Origin of the sequence: Niabella soli DSM 19437, from assembly GCF_000243115.2 — a bacterium.
GTDB classification, from domain to species: Bacteria; Bacteroidota; Bacteroidia; order Chitinophagales; family Chitinophagaceae; genus Niabella; species Niabella soli.
The window spans coordinates 1,685,679-1,704,217 of the sequence record NZ_CP007035.1; the positions used below are offsets into that span (position 1 = coordinate 1,685,679).

An 18,539-nucleotide genomic window follows, 5' to 3' on the forward strand; every position below is an offset into this window, starting at 1 on the left:
TTGTCAACCACACAAACAGAGTAGCCACAGAGGTCGCAGCGGTTTGGTAAAGTACTGTGCTCTCCGTGTAAGACCTCTGATTCCTCTGTGCCAGCCCGAAAGATTCATTCTGGCGGGGTTTTATTCCTACACTTTAGGTCCGGCTGCTGATACCGCTGCAGCAGCAACCGTTGCATATTTTTCAAAGTTCCGGGCAAACTGAAAGGCCAGTTGTTTTGCCTGCCGGTCGTATGCCGCCGGGTCTGCCCAGGTATTCCTTGGCGTTAATACCCGCTGCTCCACGCCCGGGCAGGTATCCGGGATCATCAATCCAAACACCGGATCCTTATGATACTCTACGGTATCCAGTTCCCCGTTCAGCGCCGCCTGTATCATGGCCCGCGACCAGGCCAGCTTCATACGGGATCCCGTTCCGTAGGCGCCCCCCGTCCAGCCGGTATTCACCATCCATACTTTTACGCCATGCTTCGTCAGCTTTTCCCCCAGTAAAGCAGCATATTTTCCCGGGTGCAGCGGAAGGAACGGAGCGCCAAAACAGGCACTGAACGTGGCTTTCGGCTCGGTTATTTCCGTTTCGGTGCCTGCTACCTTTGCCGTATACCCGCTGATAAAATAATACAATGCCTGCTCTTTTGTTAAACGGGAAACCGGCGGTAAAATCCCGTAGGCATCACAGGTCAAAAAGAAAATATTGCGCGGTATACCCCCGGTTTCAGCAGGCACACTATTTTCAACAAAATTTAGCGGATAGGCTACACGGGTATTCTCCGTAACGGATGCATCATCAAAATTGATCTGATTGGTACCGGGGTAAAACGTTACGTTCTCTACCAGCGCCCCTGGTCTAATAGCATTATAAATTTCCGGCTCCTTTTCTTTGGAGAGATTGATGCATTTGGCATAACACCCACCCTCAAAATTAAAGACCTGTGTTTCATCCCATCCATGTTCATCATCGCCGATCAATCTGCGATCCGGATCTGTGCTCAGTGTCGTTTTCCCGGTGCCACTTAATCCGAAAAACAAAGCCGTATCTCCCCTTGGGCCAGTATTGGCAGAACAGTGCATACTCAGTACCTTCCGGTTCTCCGGGAGGAGATAATTTAAGATAGAAAAAATACCTTTTTTTATCTCCCCGGTATAACTGCTGCCCGTGATCAAAATCATTTTATGTTTAAAGCTAACCACCGTGGCGTTGCCCTGCCGCACCCCACAGCGAACAGGATCCAGTTCCAGACCGGGCGCGGAAAGTATATGCCATTCAGGGCTGAAAGATTCAAGTTCCTGTTCTGTAGGACGCAGAAACAAATTATGGGCAAATAAATTCATCCAGGGCAATTCATTAACCACCCGGACGTTCAACCGGTATTCCGGCGCTGCGCAAGCATACGAATCGCGTATCCAAAGCTTATCCCGCGTGTTCAGGTATTGTTGTACGTCTGCAAGAATGATCTCAAAATATTTTTCTTCAATGGCATTATTAAAATTGCCCCAATCAACGGTATCCGAGGTTATAGCATCCTCTGCAATAAATTTATCCTTAGGCGATCTTCCGGTGAATTTACCGGTACTGATCACCAAGGCGCCGGTGTCATTCAATACGCCCATTTGCTGCTGCAGTGTTTCGTCAATCAGCTCCTCCGGCGTTAACTGGTAATAGATTTGGTTGTTCAAACTGAGCCCCATCTTCTTTAATTGTTTCAAGGGAATCTCCAATGGCTTTGTAAGCATAACGGGTTTATATTTTTGATTAGAACACAAAAATATAATTTGAAAATATCTAAAAAAAATAATTTTAAAACCTTATTATTTTGATTTTTTCAAATACAATAAGGCTGTTTAATTAAAAATATTCAAAAATAAAATGTTAAACTAACAATTGTTAGCAATACATTACTGATTCCCAAATACTTGTAATTTGAACGGCATATTTTTTTGTTTCCGTTCCGTTTCCTAACTTTGATGCCCTCCCCTATTTTATGGGGTCAGAAGATCTTTAAATTTCTCCCGGCAATACCGGGATCTTATCAAGAAAGGCAGAGGGTTTGGCCCAATGAAGCCTTGGCAACCTGCTACGTACAAGCGTGGCAAGGTGCCAATTCCACCTCCCGTAACCGCGGGGGAAAGATAAGTCAGGCAGCTATTTTTAATCGTATTTACAATAACAGCTCACCTGGGTTTATCCGGTGGGCTTTTTTTATGGCCATATCGCCTGCCGTGATAATTTTTTGAATATGAAAAAAAACGCTGTTAAATTCGTGGTCCACATGACACAAGAAGCAACATACACTGTTCCTACCATTACTCCTGTAATGCGCTGCTGCATTTGCTGTATGCCTTAGCAGGCATACATTTACATTCACCCCTGGCGGGGGCATCCCCGGAATTTTTCAAGAAAATAGATTCTTCATCTTCATTAAATCATATTATTTATGAGCAATCCCTTACATTTTGATACCCTGCAGGTACATGCAGGACAGCAACCCGACCCAACTACAGGAAGCCGTGCGGTGCCCATTTATCAAACCACTTCTTTTGTATTTAAGAATGCGGAACATGCCGCCAATCTTTTTGGACTAAGAGAGTTTGGAAATATCTATACCCGCATTATGAACCCCACTACCGATGTCTTTGAGCAGCGCATGGCGGCATTGGAAGGTGGTGCGGCAGCATTAGCAACCGCTTCCGGCCAGTCGGCGCAGTTGCTTACCATAGCCAACCTGTTACAGGCGGGTGAAAACTTTGTAACCTCACCCTTCTTATATGGCGGAACTTTTAACCAGTTTAAAGTTTCTTTTAAACGATTCGGCATTGATGCCCGCTTTGCCGCTGATGACAACCCGGACAGCTTCCGGCCGCTGATTGATGATAAGACAAAAGCCATTTATATTGAAACGCTTGGAAACCCAAGACTGAATGTTCCCGATTTTGAAAAGTTTGCCGTGTTGGCGAAGGAATACGATCTTCCTTTGATCGTGGACAATACTTTTGGAGCCGGCGGCTATTTATTTCGGCCCATTAAACACGGGGCCAACATTGTTGTGGAAGCTGCTACGAAATGGATCGGCGGGCACGGCAACAGCATCGGCGGTATTATTATAGACGGGGGCAATTATAACTGGGGCAATGGTAAGTTCCCACAATTTTCTGAGCCCTCCGAAGGGTATCACGGGTTAAATTTCTGGCAGGTGTTTGGTGAAGGGAACCCGCTGGGGCTGCCCAATATTGCGTTTGCGATCCGTGCGCGTGTGGAAGGATTGCGCGACTTCGGCCCTGCCATCAGCCCCTTCAACTCTTTTCTGCTGCTGCAGGGACTCGAAACGCTTTCCCTGCGGGTACAGCGCACGGTTGATAACACATTGGCGCTGGCGCAATGGCTGGAGCAGCATGATAAAGTTGATTTTGTATGGTACCCGGGCCTGGAAAGCAGCCCCTATCATGCCCTTGCAAAAAAATACCTGACCAATGGGTTTGGCGGCGTGTTGCAATTTGGTATCAAAGGGGGACTGGAAAATGGAGCCGCTTTTATCAACAACTTAAAACTGGTAAGCCACCTGGCAAATGTGGGCGATACAAAAACGCTGGCGATTCATCCCGCGTCTACCACACATGAGCAGTTAAGCGAAGCAGAAAGAAAAAATGCCGGCGTGCTGGACAATCTTATCCGCATCAGCCTGGGCATTGAACATATTGATGACATCAAAGCAGATTTTGAACAGGCATTTGCAGCGGTGTTTAAATAAGAATAAAAGACCTATAAGGTTGTAACATGCCCGCAGTGGCGGAACCTTATAGGTCTTCATTGAATTTTGAAGTTACACACATGACCCAACAGGTTTTTACATACGACCAACCTTTTGCACTGGAAAGCGGTGCGGTGTTTCATAACCTCCGGCTGGCCTATACCACTTACGGAAGTATGAACGGGGATCGATCCAACATCATCTGGATCTTCCATGCGCTTACCGCCAACAGCAACCCGCATGAATGGTGGCCGGAAATGATCGGCGAAGAAAAGATTTTTGATCCCGCGCGTCACTTTATTATTTGTGTAAATATGCCCGGCAGTTGCTATGGCAGCAGCAGTCCGCTGGATACAAATCCTGAAACGGGCGTTCCTTATTATCACAATTTTCCTTTTTTTACGATTCGGGATATGGCAGGCGCCTACCGGCTATTGCAAAAAGAGCTGGGCATTACTAAAATAAAGATCGGTATCGGGGGCAGCACCGGCGGACAGCAGTTGTTGGAATGGGCCGTACAGGACCCGGAACTGTTTGAACATATTATTCCACTGGCTACGAATGCGGTACATTCTCCCTGGGGTAAGGCATTCAACGCATCGCAACGCTTTGCCATTGAGGCCGACCAAACCTGGAAAAACAAGGCAGCGGACGCCGGATTAAAAGGCATGGAAGTAGCCCGCGGCATTGCCCTGCTTTCCTACCGTAATGCAACCGCCTACAACAAAACACAATCAGAGTCCTCCGAAGACACGCTTGAATCTTTCCGAAGCGAAAGTTACCAGCGGTACCAGGGGACCAAACTGGCCGCACGTTTTAACGCATTCAGCTACTATGTGCTAAGCAAAAGCATGGATAGTCATAACCTGGGGCGTGGACGCGGCACGGTAATAAAGGCATTAGAAGCCATCCGGGCAGCCACTTTGGTGCTGGCGCTGGAAGGCGATCTGTTGTTCCCCCCGGAAGAACAGGATTTTTTAGCAGAGCATATCCCGGACGCCATAGTGCGGCATATCAGCACCGATTATGGCCACGACGGCTTCTTACTGGAATTTGAGCAAATATCGGAAGCGATCAAAAAATTTATCACACATCACGCTGCCAGCGTGATCACAAAATAAAATATAAAATAATGAGCGAACATAAAGAACTTGTGATCGGGTTATTTGGGTTTGGAGTAGTTGGGGAAGGACTTTATAAGGTATTACAGCAAACCCCCTCACTAAAAGCAGTTATAAAAAAAGCCTGTATTAAACACCCTGACAAAAAAAGAAACGCCCCCGGCAGTCTTTTTACAACTGACCGGAATGAGTTATTAAACGACAAAGACATCAACCTGATCGTAGAAGTGATTGATGATGCGAAAGCCGGTTTCGAGATCGTAAGCACTGCATTAAAAAACGGGAAAGATGTGGTCAGCTCTTCGAAGAAAATGATCGCCGAAAACCTGGAAACCCTGTTGAAACTACAGCAGGAAACGGGCAGTTCTTTACTGTATGAATCCGCTGCCTGCGCCTCCATTCCGGTTGTCCGCAACCTGGAAGAATATTACGACAACGACCTGCTGCACAGTATACGCGCGATTGTGAACGGTAGCACCAACTTCATCCTGACGAAGATCTTTGAAGAAAACCTTTCGTTCAGAGATGCGTTGCTGCTGGCACAACAGTTGGGCTTTGCGGAAAGCGACCCCACACTGGATGTAGAAGGCTTTGATGCCCTTAACAAATGGACCATCCTCTTATTACACGCATACGGGATCGTGGCGCATCCTGAAGATATTTTGTTTAACGGCATTCAGAATATTGCAAAATCCGACGCCCAGGTGGCAAAAGCCCGCGGCCAGCAAATCAAATTAGTGGCCCAGGCCAAGAAGCTGATCAATGGCGGTGTTGGGGCTTATGTATTGCCGCAATTTGTATCAACCGAAACACCGTTGTCTTTTGTAAAGAACGAATACAACGGCGTAGTTATCGAAAGCGGCTTTGCCGATCAGCAATTCTTCTATGGAAAAGGCGCCGGCAGTTTCCCCACTGCATCAGCAGTATTGAGCGATATTTCCGCGCTGCGTTATGAGTATCGTTACGAGTATAAAAAATTATATCATCATCAACCGCACCAACTTAACGACGATATTTATCTAAAAGTATTTATAAGCTTTACAGATCTTGCTTTTGTACCGAAAGAAGCATTTGAGTGGATCGAGGAATGGCATGCACAGGAAAGCCGTAAATATTTATCAGGCGTTATTGCATTGAAAAAATTAAAGGAACAGTCCTGGTGGAAAGAGAACGGCACTTCCTTAATTGTAGAAGCCGATGGTATTATTGAAGATATTGAAGAGCGCAAACTCAAAAAGAAAAGTCTGGAGCTGGCGGGGTTGTTGTAGTTCAACGTTTCAGGTTCAAGGTTCAATATTAGCGTCAAAGATTGAACCTTGAACTTTGAGCTTAAAACCCTCTGGCCATAGACGGCACATCCAACGTGGCAAAATCCTTTTCAAGGTACTTGTAATACCCGGTGATAGCGATCATGCCGGCGTTATCGGTACAATACTGAAAATCCGGGATAAACGTATTCCACCCTTTTTCAATGCCCATTTCTTTGAAGGCTTTGCGCAATCCGCTGTTGGCAGAAACACCTCCTGCAATGCAAAGATCTTTAATACCCAGGTCCCGGGCCGCTTTGCTGAGTTTATTCAGCAGGATAGTAATGATCCGGCTTTGAATGGAGGCACAGATATCCGCAAGGTTTTCGTCAATAAATTTTTTGCGCGCTTCTTCCGTTGCCGCAAATTCTTCTTTATAAACCTGCGCCGTTCCCGCATTCCGGAGGAAATATAAAATCGCTGTTTTTAATCCGCTAAAGCTGAAATTATACCCAGGGATTTTGGGCTCGGGAAACCGGAAGCGGTTGGGATCACCGTCTTTTGCATATTTATCGATCAGCGGGCCACCAGGGTAAGGCAACCCCAATAGCTTCGCCGCCTTATCAAACGCCTCTCCCGCTGCATCATCAATGGTTTCACCAACGATCTCCATTCGTGTGGGCGCCAGGCATTTTACAATTTGTGTGTGCCCCCCGCTTACCGTGAGGCATAAAAAGGGGAAGGATGGTTTTTGATCCGGAATAAGATTGGCCAAAACATGCGCCTGCATGTGGTTCACGGCTATCAATGGCTTATCCATTGCCACCGATAATGATTTTGCAAACTGCCCCCCTACCAGCAGACTGCCGATCAAACCCGGCGCCTGGGTAAAAGCGATGGCATCAATATCCGTCAAAGGCAAGCCGCTTTCCTTTAAAGCAACATCCACCACCGGAACGATGTTTTGCATATGGGCACGGGAAGCCAGTTCAGGCACTACTCCTCCGTGCGCTGCGTGCACCGCCTGCGTAGCAATACGGTTGGACAATATAGCGCCATTGCTGCAAACTGCCGCCGATGTTTCGTCACAGCTCGATTCTATTGCCAGTATGTTGATTTGCTTCATTATAAATTACCCTTTTTTGATGCGGAACATGGAACGTACAATGCTTAATGCGAAACGCATAATGCAGCACGCCGCCCATTCACAATTCACTATTGACTATTGACTGACCTAGCTCCTGATCGCTGCCACCGGATCCATTTTTGCGGCCTGCATTGCCGGAACAATCCCTGCAATGACCCCCACCAATATACAGATCAAAAAAGTCCATATCATATTACCAACAGATATAAATACCGGAAAGTTCAGCGCTTTGCTCAGTATCTGCGCCAGTACGTACACCAGCAGCAACCCGATCGTTCCGCCCACCACGCATAAAAAAGCTGACTCCAGCAGGAACTCGGTAAGAATGATCTTCCGCTTCGCGCCCAATGCTTTTTTCAATCCGATCTGGGCCGTACGTTCCTTTACCGTTACAAACATAATATTAGCCACCCCAAACAGTCCAACGATCAAACTAATACCCCCGATCACCGCCCCACCGATATTCAGGCCCACAAAAGCGCCGGAAAGCTGGTCCCTCACATCATTAATATCATTCAAACTAAAGTTGTCTTCCTGCTTGGGGTTTAATTTATGTATCTCCCGCATGGTCACCATCAATTGATCCTTTAGTCCTTTACTGGAAACATTATCCCAGCCCTGCACCATAATTACCGGATCTGTTTTCAACTCGTTATAAATGGTCCTGCCAAACTGAAAGGGAATTACCACGCTCTGATCGAACCCCCAGCCCCCGATCATTTGTTTTCCCTGTTTTACGATAACGCCCGATACCAGTATCCTGCGGCCGGATATGGAAATGGTCTTATTTACGGCCAGCTCGGGGTTAGTAAATAATTTTTCGGCGATCTCGTTACCAATGACGCCAACATTGGTTCCATAACTAAATTCTGCATCGCTGATATAGCGCCCATAGGCCATCGCCAGTGGTTGCACTTTTATAAAATCTTCGTTAACGCTGTACACGTTAATACCGTTTAAAGTAAACCCCGAATACTCCACCTTATTATTAGCGGTACGCTGCAGGGCAAATGCAACATACCGGGCATTAGGCGTACGATCCTTTATTTGCTTTACCTCTTCATACCGGGGAACCGGACGGTTCACATATTTCCACCAGGGGTAATCGGGGCCGCCTTTATAATCCCATTTGTCTACATAAATCGTGTTAGACCCCAGTGAGTTGATCTCATTCTGGATATTCCGTTGCAGACTGTTCACCGTTGCCAGCACGCCGATAATGCAAAAGATGCCGATGGTAACACCAAAAAGCGACAGGAACGTACGCAGCTTATTTTTCCATAGCTCCTGCATCGCCATGCGAAAACTATTGCCCACAATTTCTATCGTACGTCTGAACATCCCGGCAAAGATAAATCAAACTTTAGCAGCAAATACAATCGGCACACATGCCTTTCGGGAGTGCCCACAAATAAAGTCGGTTATTTTTTTTGCCAAAAACATTCGTACCCTTACTTTTGCCGCGGAGAGCTGGCAGAGTGGTCGAATGCGGCGGTCTTGAAAACCGTTGACTGTAACAGGTCCGGGGGTTCGAATCCCTCGCTCTCCGCCGAAGGGGAACATTAATGTTCCCCTGTTTTTATAAGAGGATCTCCTTTTCTCTTTCCTTAACTAATTGCTGTTTGTTTTGGGATCAGATGAATAACTCCTCCACACCAAAACAACTTTCAATCTATACAACCTCCTCCACATCATATTTTAGACTTTAAGTTAAAATGTCTGTAATTTCATTCCGGTGGCCGGCAGTTTGAACAATTAAAAATCCTTACTACTTTCTACCAGCCACCCACGTTTAAATATGCAGAACTGAAAGAATTAACTATGCAATTATACAAGCCTACAAATAAGAATTCTTTTTTAAAAAGGATAAATAATGTATGGTGCCAATTAATAGGAAGCTCCGCAGATTTCACATTAGAGGCCAGGATATTCCATTCTATCAGCATTGGGTTAATTACCCTGGCGGTATTTTATGTTCCTTACAATTTGTTTGCCGGGCTTTATGTAGCGGCAGTTTCCGGTATATTGCTTGCTGGTTTTTTTTATTTTCAATATAATAATTCCAGGTTCCGGAATAAACCGCATAATAATACTATAGCTGCTTTAACGGGGATACTCATTTTTTCAGTCAATTATTTTTCAAATTCAGGTATTAACGGCTCTACCGACCTGATATGGCCCTCGTATTTTGTATTGCTATTAGCCATCTCACCTTATCGTCAGCATTTATTATGGTTATTCGTTTATATTGTGTCCTTCTCTATGCTGCATTTGATCGAATATCGCTATCCTTCTTTGGTAAAGCACCCCTTTGATCTGGGCAAGGGGGAATTTATTGACAGGATTACCGCATTTCCCATACCCATTATTGCTATCACCATTATTATCGGCTTCTTAAAAAAGAGTTATGATAAAGAAAAAACTATCGTGGAAGAAGAGGCCAGGGCCATAGAACTGCGCAACGAACAGATTGTACAGCAAAAACAGGAGCTGGAGCAAATCAATACCGAAAAAAACAAACTCCTGTCCATCATCTCGCACGATCTGCGGGCGCCTTTTGCCAATATACAGAATTACCTGTACCTGCTGAATGAAAACATGCTTGAGGGGCCCGAGCGTCAATTATTGGAAAACGAATTACTCAATGCCACCGACCAAACGATGGAAATGATCTCCAACCTGCTGTACTGGGCAAAATCACAAATGGAGGGCGTTACCACTAACCTGGCGGTGGTAGAACTGCTCCACCTGTTACAGAATACCCTGGAGATCGAAAAGACTCTGGCAGGGAAAAAGGCTATTACCCTGAACTATGAGATCGACACGGGAATAATGATAACTGCCGACCCCGATATGCTGCAGTTAGTGGTACGCAACCTGATCAATAATGCCATTAAATTTACCCCACAGGGTGGAGTAATCCATATTAATGCCCAGGTGCTGAATGCCCAGTGTAAAGTGAGTATTAAAGATAATGGCTGGGGTGTCCCACAGGATAAAACTGATACGCTGTTTTCGATGACATCCGGATCCACATTTGGTACCAATAATGAAAAAGGGGTTGGCTTGGGTTTACCCCTTTGTAAAGAGTTCATGGAGCGACAGGGCGGTAGCATCGGTTTTGAAAGTACGCCTGGGCAAGGCTCTGACTTTTTTATTCTTATTCCGCTGAGCATGCCGCCTGACGCCGATTCCAATTCTTCTTATTCGCCAATCTGCACCGGATAGATTCCGGATACAGGATTTATACCAATCAGACTTTTAAATTACATCAACAGAAAGATATGTCAGGCTGAGGATGACAGCGTTTTTTAATGTCTAATTGGTATTATTCCTTAAAGTTTTTCTTTATAAACACTACCAGTGCATCCGTTAACCGCGTGGGCCATCATACTTCCTTTTCCATTGCAAACACCGGCGGTAGGCAAACCGAAGGCAATGTCCGATATTGCCGGGCCGCTCCATATCCACAACTAACGCCTTCCGTTGCAGCATATGCAGGTCGGGCATAAAAGGCTGGTGCTGCTGGATCTTTTTTAATTGGGCAATTGCCATATCCCCAAAGGAGCAAATAGCCAGCATGCTGGTAAGAAACCGTCGTTTCCGTGGGGCAGGAACGGGAATACGGGCAATTTCAATTTCTAACTGATGCACCCGTTCCAAAAAATAAACGTGAAAGGCATGCGCATCTTTTATAGTTACCGGCAGCGTGCTTATATGCGCCTGCAGATCTTTCCAGATATCAAAAAGATCATTCGTAAGCTGGATAATACCCCCGATCAGGTACCAGCAATTTTTTTCCGCCTCCGAACTCTCCTGATCCAGGTAAAAGGGACAAAGCAGCACTGCATAGCCCCCTTTTTCAAGCGTGATACGTTCCAACTCAGCAGCGCTGAGCGTTGAATGAGCCTGCTGCAATGAATCGATCTGGGCTTTGAATAATTTTTGTACAATCACTTCGTATTCCTTCTTATACCGCACCTGTTTTTTTAATTCCAGGTGTCCGTATAAAAAGGCACGTTCTTCCACACTTGCCGGCTGAAAGGTTTCGGGCGACCAGGAGATGGCAGAAAGATTCTCGGAAGAAAGCGTCTGTTCATCTAAAAAATCATCAAAAGTAGTGCTGCAGATAAAATACAAAAGGATCCGTTCTTTTTCCTTTTGACTGATCTTCTGCGCCCGCAAACCGGAGAAGGAATCAATGATCATCGGCAGATAAATGCTATAGGAAACTATGATCTTGCGAAAGGCCTGCTCACTAAGGCGGCCGCCCAGCTCTTCCTGTAAGTTATTTAAATAGCGCTGCGCCCACCGGGCCTCCTTCCGGCGGGTGAACAGGATATGCACTAATTTGAAAATAATATTTCGGGCAAATTCAAAAAAATACATTATCCTATTTCAGGTTTATAAACAGGAAAAAAAGCATCGAAAGAATGCCGGTAAGCATTACCATTTTTATATTACTGCTTAGCTGGTGGTATTCTTTAACGGTTGTTGCGTTCTTAAATATTTTTTTTGTAATGAACCCAAGAGGAACCAGCACCAGCAAGATTGAATAAAGAGATAACAGGAATGGCTTCATTCCTATCTTCCATAATAAAGGCTGAAGCATTGCAATAACCAGCGTCAGGGCTATCACACTTATTCCGGCAATCTGGTGCACCTTTTTAGCGCCCAATATAATGGGCATGGTCCGGCAGCCGTACCGGCGGTCTCCCTGTTCGTCTTCCAGGTCCTTTACCACTTCCCTTACAAAGGTGATCAAAAAAGCAAACCCCGTATAAAGCAATGTCAATTGCAAAAGAGTGCCATAGGTACTTCCTGTAAGAAGGAAGGCCGGGCGCACGGGAACCAGCAATACGGGGATAGCCGATGCGGTAACAACCGCCACAATAAGGTTACCGATCAAAAAGCGCTTTTTGAACCAGGCCGAATAAAAAAAGAGCAGCAATTCACAAAGTATTATACAGGCGAGCAGCAATAGTCGCTCCCGGGATGGAGCAACAAATACAACCAGCAGCATTGCGGCTGCGTTCATGAGAAAATACGCCAGCAGGGCCGCCCGTTTACTTATGGTGCGCGATATATATATTTTTTGAGGTTTATTAATCAGGTCCAACGGAAGATCATACCAATCATTAATAATGTATCCGGCCGCTGCAATCAATTGGAAACTCAGGGCGATAATCAAAAAATCTTTTGGGCCGGACGCCGGCTGTATCCCATGCTGATCCAGCAACGGACGGATAATACAATATTCAAACAACAACTGGGTTAAGAAAATAATCAGCAGGTTTGGCCATCGGATCAGTTTAAGAAAGCTGAATATCGTTTTCATGCATGAAAAATATTTTGGTTGCCCGGATCGTTCCAATCGTACTATCATTAAACCCTGTCAAGACCGGCCCCCATCCATCAGCATCAAAAATAATGTATTTGCAGAAAATAAAAATGAATATCCCCCGGTTATTGCAAATAGTTTGGAGCCCAACGCTGGCCCCAGATATTGCTATAAGCCGCGCCGGGCAAAAGATCTCCCGTTTTAAAAAATAAACAGTAGCTTGCGGGGAACGATCGTATTTAAATATGAATAAACAAATCCTGCGCAGCAGCAATTGGTTTGGCCGTACCGGGAAAGATGGATTTATTTACCGGTCCTGGATGAAAAATAACGGCATCCCGGATCATGAATTTAAAAAACCGATCATCGGGATCTGTAATACCTGGAGTGAGCTGACGCCGTGTAATTCCCATTTCAGAGACCTGGCGGAATATGTGAAACGGGGCGTGCTGGAGGCCGGTGGCTTCCCGGTCGAGTTTCCCGTAATGTCGCTCGGCGAAACGCTGATGAAGCCCACCACCATGCTTTTCCGCAACCTCGTAAGCATGGATGTGGAGGAAAGCATCCGGGGCAACCCCATTGATGGAGTGGTGCTGCTTTGTGGATGCGATAAGACAACCCCTGCATTAGTAATGGGAGCCTGTAGCGTGAACCTCCCCACCCTCGTGGTTTCAGGCGGGCCGATGCTTACAGGAAAACATAAGGGAAAAAGCATTGGCACCAGTGAGGTGTGGCGCCTGGCCGCAGGGCTGGAGGATGGCTCGGTTACTGAAGAACAATTACGCTCCATGGAAGGCGATCTTTGCCGCAGCCAGGGACATTGCGCGGTAATGGGCACAGCTTCTTCCATGGCATGTATGGTAGAGTCCCTTGGTTTATCGCTGCCGGGTAATGCCGCTATCCCCGCGGTGGACGCCCATCGAAAAGTATTGGCGCAGGCATCAGGCTATCGTATCGTGGAAATGGTAAAAGAAGACCTCACCTTATCCACCGTTCTTACAAGAAACGCATTCGAAAACGCCATCATGACCAATGCGGCCATCGGCGGCTCTACTAATTTTATCATTCACCTCCTTGCCATTGCAGGCCGCATAGGGGTTTCTTTGGAACTAAGCGACTTTGACACCTTATCTAAAAACATCCCGCTGATCGTAAACCTGCAACCATCAGGGCAATTTTTTATGGAGGACCTGTATTATGCCGGCGGACTGCAGGCGGTTTTAAAACAACTGGATGCCGTACTGCATAAAGATACACTTACCGTAAACGGAAAAAGTATTGCCGAAAATTATGCAGCGGCGGAATGTTATGATGACGCGGTGATTGCACCGTTTCACAAACCCTTTTCCGACTTCACCGGACTGGCCGTATTAAAGGGAAACATTTGCGGGGACGGCGCTGTCATTAAACCTTCGGCTGCCAGCCCACAGCTTTTGCAGCATACAGGCCCCGCCGTGGTTTTTGAGAATATTGAGGATTATAAACAACGAATTAACAGTGAAGAGCTGGAAGTGGATGCCTCCAGCATTCTGGTATTAAAGAATGTAGGGCCAAAGGGATACCCCGGCATGCCCGAAGTAGGCAATATGACCCTGCCCAGGAAATTGTTGCAGCAAGGCATTACCGATATGGTGCGGATCTCCGACGGACGCATGAGTGGCACAGGCTTTGGCACCGTGGTGCTGCACATTTCGCCCGAAGCCGCCACAGGAGGCAACTTCAGCGTTTTGAAGACCGGCGACATTATAACACTGGATGTGCCGGCCCGGACGATCCACGTGCACCTTAGCGATGAAGAGCTGGAGAAAAGAAGAGCAAAAGGACAACCGCAAACAATGGAGGCGCCCCGGGGCTACGTACATCTTTATACCCAACATGTACAACAGGCACACCTGGGGGCTGATCTTGATTTTTTAACCGGAGGCAGTGGCAGCGAGGTTACCAAAGATTCTCATTGACACATACTCTTTTTAAGAGAACGGGTATTATAAATACTGCTGTCACGTTCACTACAAGAGGAACCTGTAGTACCGGGAAACGATAAACGCGGGTTATTCCTGTTTCACTCCGAATGGCTATAGGAATGACCTTTTACGATTCACTTAATACTAATAACACAAGCATGAACTTTGAAGATAAAGTAGCGATCGTAACCGGTGCGGGACAAGGGATCGGATATGAGATCTGCAGACAACTGGCCGAACAGGGCGCCGGGGTTATTTTAAATGATGCGGTGCCGGGGTTGTCAGAAAAAGCAACAGCACAAATCAATCAGCAATATCCTGGCCGGGTACAGGCACTCCCCGGCGATTGCAGTGACCCCGCAATCATCAACCGGATGGTTCAGTACGCCATTGAAACCTTTGGGCAACTGGATATAGTAGTGGCCAATGCGGGAATCACCTTGTTTGGCAATTTTCTTGATTATACGCCCGAAGCGTTTGCTAAAGTGATGCAGACCAATTTGGGAGGCTCTTTCTTCCTGGCGCAGGCCGCTGCAAATCAGATGAAAAAGCAACAGCAAGGCGGCTCCATTCTTTTTATGTCCTCCGTCACCGGTCACCTGGCACATAAAGGGCTGGTGGCCTATGGTATGAGCAAGGCCGCATTAGAAATGCTGGCGCGCAATTTAGTGATCGAATTATCGCAATACGGTATCAACATCAACAGCATCGCCCCTGGCGCAACGCTCACCGAACGTACCACCGCTGATAAAAATTATGAAAGGGTATGGAAAAAGATAACCCCCGGGGGCCGGCCGGCAACAGTGGGCGACATCGCCAACGCCGCATTGTTCCTTGTGCATGAGAACGCCAGACATATCAATGGACAAAATATAGTTATCGACGGCGGATGGACAAGCGTTGGCATCCAGCCTGATTAATGCTATTTACAATGATTGAAATTGCCTGTGAACATAAAACACAATTAGGAGAAGGCCCTGTATGGGATGAACAAAAAAATATCCTTTATTGGGTAGACATTGCAAAGGGTATTATCCACGAGCTGAACGTTCTAAGCGGGAAGCACGCTTCATACACTATCGGGCAGCTTACGGGGGCGATCGCATTATGCAATAACAATGACCTGCTGGTAGCGGCACAAAAGGGCCCGGGTATTTTCAATACTCATAAACATTCTTTTATTCAACAGCCTCCGCCCTACCCGGCAACAACAGCAAATCGTTTTAACGATGGCAAATGCGATGCTGCAGGCCGTTTCTGGCTGGGAACAATGGCGCTGGATGAAAAAAAAGCGGCTGGCAGTCTTTTCTGCATGACTGAAGATTTTACCTTCAGGAAAATGCTTCCCCACCTGACTATTCCCAATGGTATGGCATGGACGAGCGACAATAAAATCTTTTATTTTATCGACACTCCTGCTTTTGCTGTGATGGCCTATGATTTCGATTTAGCCACCGCACAAATCTCCAATCCCCGCAAAGTGATCACCATAAAAGAAAAGGAAGGAGCCCCAGATGGCATGACGATCGACAAGGAAGGGATGTTATGGATCGCTCATTGGGACGGGTGGCAGGTTACGCGTTGGGATCCCGAAACCGGCGCACAACTATTGTCGGTACGGCTCCCCGTTGCCCGCGTCACTTCCTGCACTTTTGGAGGACCTGCCTTATCCGATCTTTATATTACCACCGCCTGCGACCGGCTCAACCCCGATCAATACAACGCGCAGCCCCATGCCGGGGCCTTATTCGTGTGGAGTAATTCGGGGTTTACGGGAATGCCCGCAAACCGGTTTCAAACAAAACATGTTCTGCCGGCCATCTGATATAAAAGGGGTTTCTGGTTAAAGCGGCACTTCTATGCAGCATTCGGGGAATGTTAATAATAAAAAAATGGACATACTTGTTATTGGTATAGAGCATATCCATTGTAATCAAACCCGTAAAAAACCGTCTCAGAAGCACGTTGGTGGCTCATGTTCAACTAGCAACGGCACGATTGCACATCAAAATAGTGATATTGTCTTTTAGGGCATCAACAGCATCAGCAATTTCGAAGCTGCAAAAATAACCAATTTATTTCATAACTCAACAACCAGTGAGTTATGACTGTGCTTTTGAAGGCCGCTACTAAACAAAACCGAATCAACAGGCTGTTACCCGGTAAAAAAATCAAACTTAAACCCTTTGAATTCATAAAAATACAATTGAACTCCAAAAGATTTTTAATTCTTCTAAAAATGTCAAATTTAAAAAACAATGATCTTTGCCTGGTATTTGAAAAGACATGAAAACGAGGAAAATTCAGGGACCGATAAGGGATAAGCAAAAAACCATGCAAAAGTTGCTACAGGCAGTGGGAGCTATTTTAAAGAGCGAAGGACATAAAGGACTAAAAGTGAGTAAGATAGCGGACCGGGCAAAAGTAGATAAAAAACTGATTTACAATTATTTTGGAAGCCTCAACGGATTGATCGACTGCTATCTCAAGGAGCACGATTTTTGGAAACGCACCGATCATGTTTTGAAGGCTAACCCCATCACGGATGTTACCCCCGGGCTGATGAGCGGTATCTTTAAAAACCAGTTTGATTTTTTAGAGCGTTCGAATGAAATGCAGAACATCATTCTTTGGGAGCTGAGTGAATACAACCGGCAGCTTTCCGAATTGGTGGATGAGCGGGAACGCTTTGGGGAAGGTATCTTTCAACTTTCGGATAAATATTTTGCCGGCACACCGGTGAATTTCCGTGCGGTTAACGCATTACTCGTCGCAGCGGTGTATTATATTGTGTTGCATAAGCGGTACAATAAAAACACGTTCTGCAGTATTGATGTAACTACTCATGAAGGAAAAGATCAAATTCTTAATGCGATTGACCAAATCATCAACTGGTGTTATACGGAGGCAGCAAAATCAAAAAAGGCAACCGGAAAAAAAATTAATCCGGCGTCGTAAAGCCGTATTTATGGTACACCGCTTTTGCGTCGGCAGTTTTTAGAAAATCAATAAAGTCTTTTGCAGCCTGTTTATGCGGTGCATTCTTTAATATGCCTGCCATATAGGTTGCTGTTATGTTCTCTTTATCGGGGATCGCAACCAATGCAATGGGATGATCGATCAACTGCTGATAATACGCTTCAGAATACCAGACCGGTCCTGCATCGCATTTTTGATAAAGGATCCATAAAGGTGTTTGACGGTGATGGATCTGCGTTAACAGGGTCGTTCCTTTGCTTACCTTCTCCTTCATGATCGCATTTTCCAGGGCTGCGCCGCCCGCTTTAACATAGGCCGCCACAATACGCTTTCCAATACCTTCAAATTCAGGATTGGGCATTGCTACTTTAACATCGCTCCTTGCCAGATCTTTTAAGCCTGCAACCCGTTTCGGGTTTCCCTTTGGTACCATTATGGCTAGTTTATTATACGCATACGCTATGGTGTCGGAAAAAGCATTGGCCATTTGATCAATCCTTGTTTTGCCGGCCGTGTAAATATCCGGCTTTAGGGTTATCCTCATATTACCTACCGTTAAAGAGCCGCCTTCCACCTGCTTTGCAAGGATTCCGGGGGGAAGCGTTTCCGCAAATATCCGGGTATACTGCGGATGCTTTTTTTTAAATGCCGCCAGCAGCTCATCAATACACATAAATTGATTGCCCGCAAAAAACAATACTAATTGCGGATCATTAATATCTCCGTACAGGTCCGGCACATTATCGATGCCGGGTACGGTAAATAGTACGTTGCTTTCGGGTGGCTTGTTCCAGGGCGGATCAAAGCGATGTTCCTGTGCGTTCAGGTCAACCAGGAAATTAAAACTCAATAACAACAGGATCAGGATTCTTTTCATTTGTTTGTTTTTAAATGCAGCGCCGTTCTGAGACCGGCTGGAACATATTTGATTAGCGCCGGATGGCGCTAAAGCGGCGGTTCTGAAACGATTAGCAAACAGGAGCTTCCCGCCTTCACG

Annotated in this window: 14 protein-coding genes, 1 tRNA gene and 1 riboswitch; of the genes, 9 read left to right on the plus strand and 6 right to left on the minus strand. The window is 46.1% G+C overall.

From position 1 onward, the window contains the following. Positions 1 to 126 precede the first annotated feature (126 nt). On the minus strand, positions 127 to 1,731 hold the full coding sequence (pckA, locus tag NIASO_RS07225; protein ID WP_008584809.1) for a phosphoenolpyruvate carboxykinase (ATP): 1,605 nt from the start codon (positions 1,729 to 1,731) through the stop codon (positions 127 to 129). Between the two features lie 290 nt (positions 1,732 to 2,021). Continuing rightward, a riboswitch (SAM riboswitch) is annotated at positions 2,022 to 2,134 on the plus strand. Between the two features lie 298 nt (positions 2,135 to 2,432). Here pckA and NIASO_RS07235 point away from each other — a divergent pair. From NIASO_RS07235 to NIASO_RS07245, 3 genes are all read left to right on the plus strand, one after another. Beyond that, on the plus strand, positions 2,433 to 3,743 hold the full coding sequence (locus NIASO_RS07235; RefSeq protein ID WP_008584805.1) for an O-acetylhomoserine aminocarboxypropyltransferase/cysteine synthase family protein: 1,311 nt from the start codon (positions 2,433 to 2,435) through the stop codon (positions 3,741 to 3,743). An 80-nt stretch (positions 3,744 to 3,823) separates the two neighbouring features. Then, the gene (locus NIASO_RS07240) at positions 3,824 to 4,864 is read left to right on the plus strand and encodes a homoserine O-acetyltransferase family protein (RefSeq protein WP_025298779.1); all 1,041 of its coding nucleotides are present in this window, start codon (positions 3,824 to 3,826) and stop codon (positions 4,862 to 4,864) included. A gap of 11 nt (positions 4,865 to 4,875) precedes the next feature. Further along, on the plus strand, positions 4,876 to 6,132 hold the full coding sequence (locus NIASO_RS07245; RefSeq protein ID WP_008584801.1) for a homoserine dehydrogenase: 1,257 nt from the start codon (positions 4,876 to 4,878) through the stop codon (positions 6,130 to 6,132). Positions 6,133 to 6,193: 61 nt separating this feature from the next. Here the strand turns inward: NIASO_RS07245 and tsaD are convergent, their stop codons facing one another. Together tsaD and NIASO_RS07255 are read right to left on the minus strand one after the other, a co-directional pair. Beyond that, complete coding sequence (tsaD, locus tag NIASO_RS07250) at positions 6,194 to 7,237, minus strand: tRNA (adenosine(37)-N6)-threonylcarbamoyltransferase complex transferase subunit TsaD (RefSeq protein ID WP_008584800.1); 1,044 nt, start codon at positions 7,235 to 7,237, stop codon at positions 6,194 to 6,196. Positions 7,238 to 7,345: 108 nt separating this feature from the next. Continuing rightward, positions 7,346 to 8,599: an ABC transporter permease gene (locus NIASO_RS07255; RefSeq protein WP_008584799.1), complete on the minus strand. Its 1,254-nt coding sequence runs from the start codon at positions 8,597 to 8,599 to the stop codon at positions 7,346 to 7,348. A 123-nt stretch (positions 8,600 to 8,722) separates the two neighbouring features. Between NIASO_RS07255 and NIASO_RS07260 the strand changes: the two genes are divergently transcribed. Both NIASO_RS07260 and NIASO_RS07265 read left to right on the plus strand, forming a co-directional pair. Further along, positions 8,723 to 8,807 (plus strand) — tRNA-Ser (locus tag NIASO_RS07260). 272 nt (positions 8,808 to 9,079) lie between these two features. Beyond that, positions 9,080 to 10,486: a sensor histidine kinase gene (locus NIASO_RS07265; RefSeq protein WP_008584797.1), complete on the plus strand. Its 1,407-nt coding sequence runs from the start codon at positions 9,080 to 9,082 to the stop codon at positions 10,484 to 10,486. Positions 10,487 to 10,630: 144 nt separating this feature from the next. Here the strand turns inward: NIASO_RS07265 and NIASO_RS07270 are convergent, their stop codons facing one another. Continuing rightward, complete coding sequence (locus NIASO_RS07270; RefSeq protein WP_008584795.1) at positions 10,631 to 11,647, minus strand: class 1 isoprenoid biosynthesis enzyme; 1,017 nt, start codon at positions 11,645 to 11,647, stop codon at positions 10,631 to 10,633. A 4-nt stretch (positions 11,648 to 11,651) separates the two neighbouring features. Continuing rightward, entirely contained in the window at positions 11,652 to 12,596 is a 945-nt protein-coding gene (locus NIASO_RS07275) for a geranylgeranylglycerol-phosphate geranylgeranyltransferase (protein ID WP_008584793.1), read from the minus strand. A 248-nt stretch (positions 12,597 to 12,844) separates the two neighbouring features. Here NIASO_RS07275 and NIASO_RS07285 point away from each other — a divergent pair, with 248 nt between their 5' ends. The 4 genes from NIASO_RS07285 (at position 12,845) to NIASO_RS07305 (ending at position 17,521) form a co-directional block, all read left to right on the plus strand. Continuing rightward, positions 12,845 to 14,557: an IlvD/Edd family dehydratase gene (locus NIASO_RS07285; protein ID WP_008584791.1), complete on the plus strand. Its 1,713-nt coding sequence runs from the start codon at positions 12,845 to 12,847 to the stop codon at positions 14,555 to 14,557. A 164-nt stretch (positions 14,558 to 14,721) separates the two neighbouring features. Beyond that, the gene (locus NIASO_RS07290; protein WP_025298781.1) at positions 14,722 to 15,483 is read left to right on the plus strand and encodes an SDR family NAD(P)-dependent oxidoreductase; all 762 of its coding nucleotides are present in this window, start codon (positions 14,722 to 14,724) and stop codon (positions 15,481 to 15,483) included. 11 nt (positions 15,484 to 15,494) lie between these two features. Continuing rightward, positions 15,495 to 16,388 carry an SMP-30/gluconolactonase/LRE family protein gene (locus NIASO_RS07295; RefSeq protein WP_008584788.1) on the plus strand — a complete coding sequence of 298 codons (894 nt, stop codon included), beginning with the start codon at positions 15,495 to 15,497 and terminating at the stop codon, positions 16,386 to 16,388. Between the two features lie 509 nt (positions 16,389 to 16,897). Continuing rightward, entirely contained in the window at positions 16,898 to 17,521 is a 624-nt protein-coding gene (locus NIASO_RS07305) for a TetR/AcrR family transcriptional regulator (RefSeq protein WP_245605242.1), read from the plus strand. Here the strand turns inward: NIASO_RS07305 and NIASO_RS07310 are convergent. Next, complete coding sequence (locus NIASO_RS07310; protein WP_008584781.1) at positions 17,505 to 18,419, minus strand: molybdate ABC transporter substrate-binding protein; 915 nt, start codon at positions 18,417 to 18,419, stop codon at positions 17,505 to 17,507. The two genes, NIASO_RS07305 and NIASO_RS07310, sit on opposite strands and share 17 nt — an antisense overlap. Positions 18,420 to 18,539 lie beyond the last annotated feature (120 nt).

What these genes read in the sequence shown, in the direction of transcription:
- NIASO_RS07305 (WP_245605242.1), top strand. Translation starts at nt 16,898, where the DNA reads ATGCAAAAGTTGCTACAGGCAGTGGGAGCTATTTTAAAGAGCGAAGGA.
- NIASO_RS07275 (WP_008584793.1), bottom strand. Translation starts at nt 12,596, where the DNA reads ATGAAAACGATATTCAGCTTTCTTAAACTGATCCGATGGCCAAACCTG.
- NIASO_RS07310 (WP_008584781.1), bottom strand. Translation starts at nt 18,419, where the DNA reads ATGAAAAGAATCCTGATCCTGTTGTTATTGAGTTTTAATTTCCTGGTT.
- NIASO_RS07285 (WP_008584791.1), top strand. Translation starts at nt 12,845, where the DNA reads ATGAATAAACAAATCCTGCGCAGCAGCAATTGGTTTGGCCGTACCGGG.
- pckA (WP_008584809.1), bottom strand. Translation starts at nt 1,731, where the DNA reads ATGCTTACAAAGCCATTGGAGATTCCCTTGAAACAATTAAAGAAGATG.
- NIASO_RS07245 (WP_008584801.1), top strand. Translation starts at nt 4,876, where the DNA reads ATGAGCGAACATAAAGAACTTGTGATCGGGTTATTTGGGTTTGGAGTA.
- tsaD (WP_008584800.1), bottom strand. Translation starts at nt 7,237, where the DNA reads ATGAAGCAAATCAACATACTGGCAATAGAATCGAGCTGTGACGAAACA.
- NIASO_RS07295 (WP_008584788.1), top strand. Translation starts at nt 15,495, where the DNA reads ATGATTGAAATTGCCTGTGAACATAAAACACAATTAGGAGAAGGCCCT.
- NIASO_RS07265 (WP_008584797.1), top strand. Translation starts at nt 9,080, where the DNA reads ATGCAATTATACAAGCCTACAAATAAGAATTCTTTTTTAAAAAGGATA.
- NIASO_RS07290 (WP_025298781.1), top strand. Translation starts at nt 14,722, where the DNA reads ATGAACTTTGAAGATAAAGTAGCGATCGTAACCGGTGCGGGACAAGGG.
- NIASO_RS07255 (WP_008584799.1), bottom strand. Translation starts at nt 8,599, where the DNA reads ATGTTCAGACGTACGATAGAAATTGTGGGCAATAGTTTTCGCATGGCG.
- NIASO_RS07270 (WP_008584795.1), bottom strand. Translation starts at nt 11,647, where the DNA reads ATGTATTTTTTTGAATTTGCCCGAAATATTATTTTCAAATTAGTGCAT.
- NIASO_RS07240 (WP_025298779.1), top strand. Translation starts at nt 3,824, where the DNA reads ATGACCCAACAGGTTTTTACATACGACCAACCTTTTGCACTGGAAAGC.
- NIASO_RS07235 (WP_008584805.1), top strand. Translation starts at nt 2,433, where the DNA reads ATGAGCAATCCCTTACATTTTGATACCCTGCAGGTACATGCAGGACAG.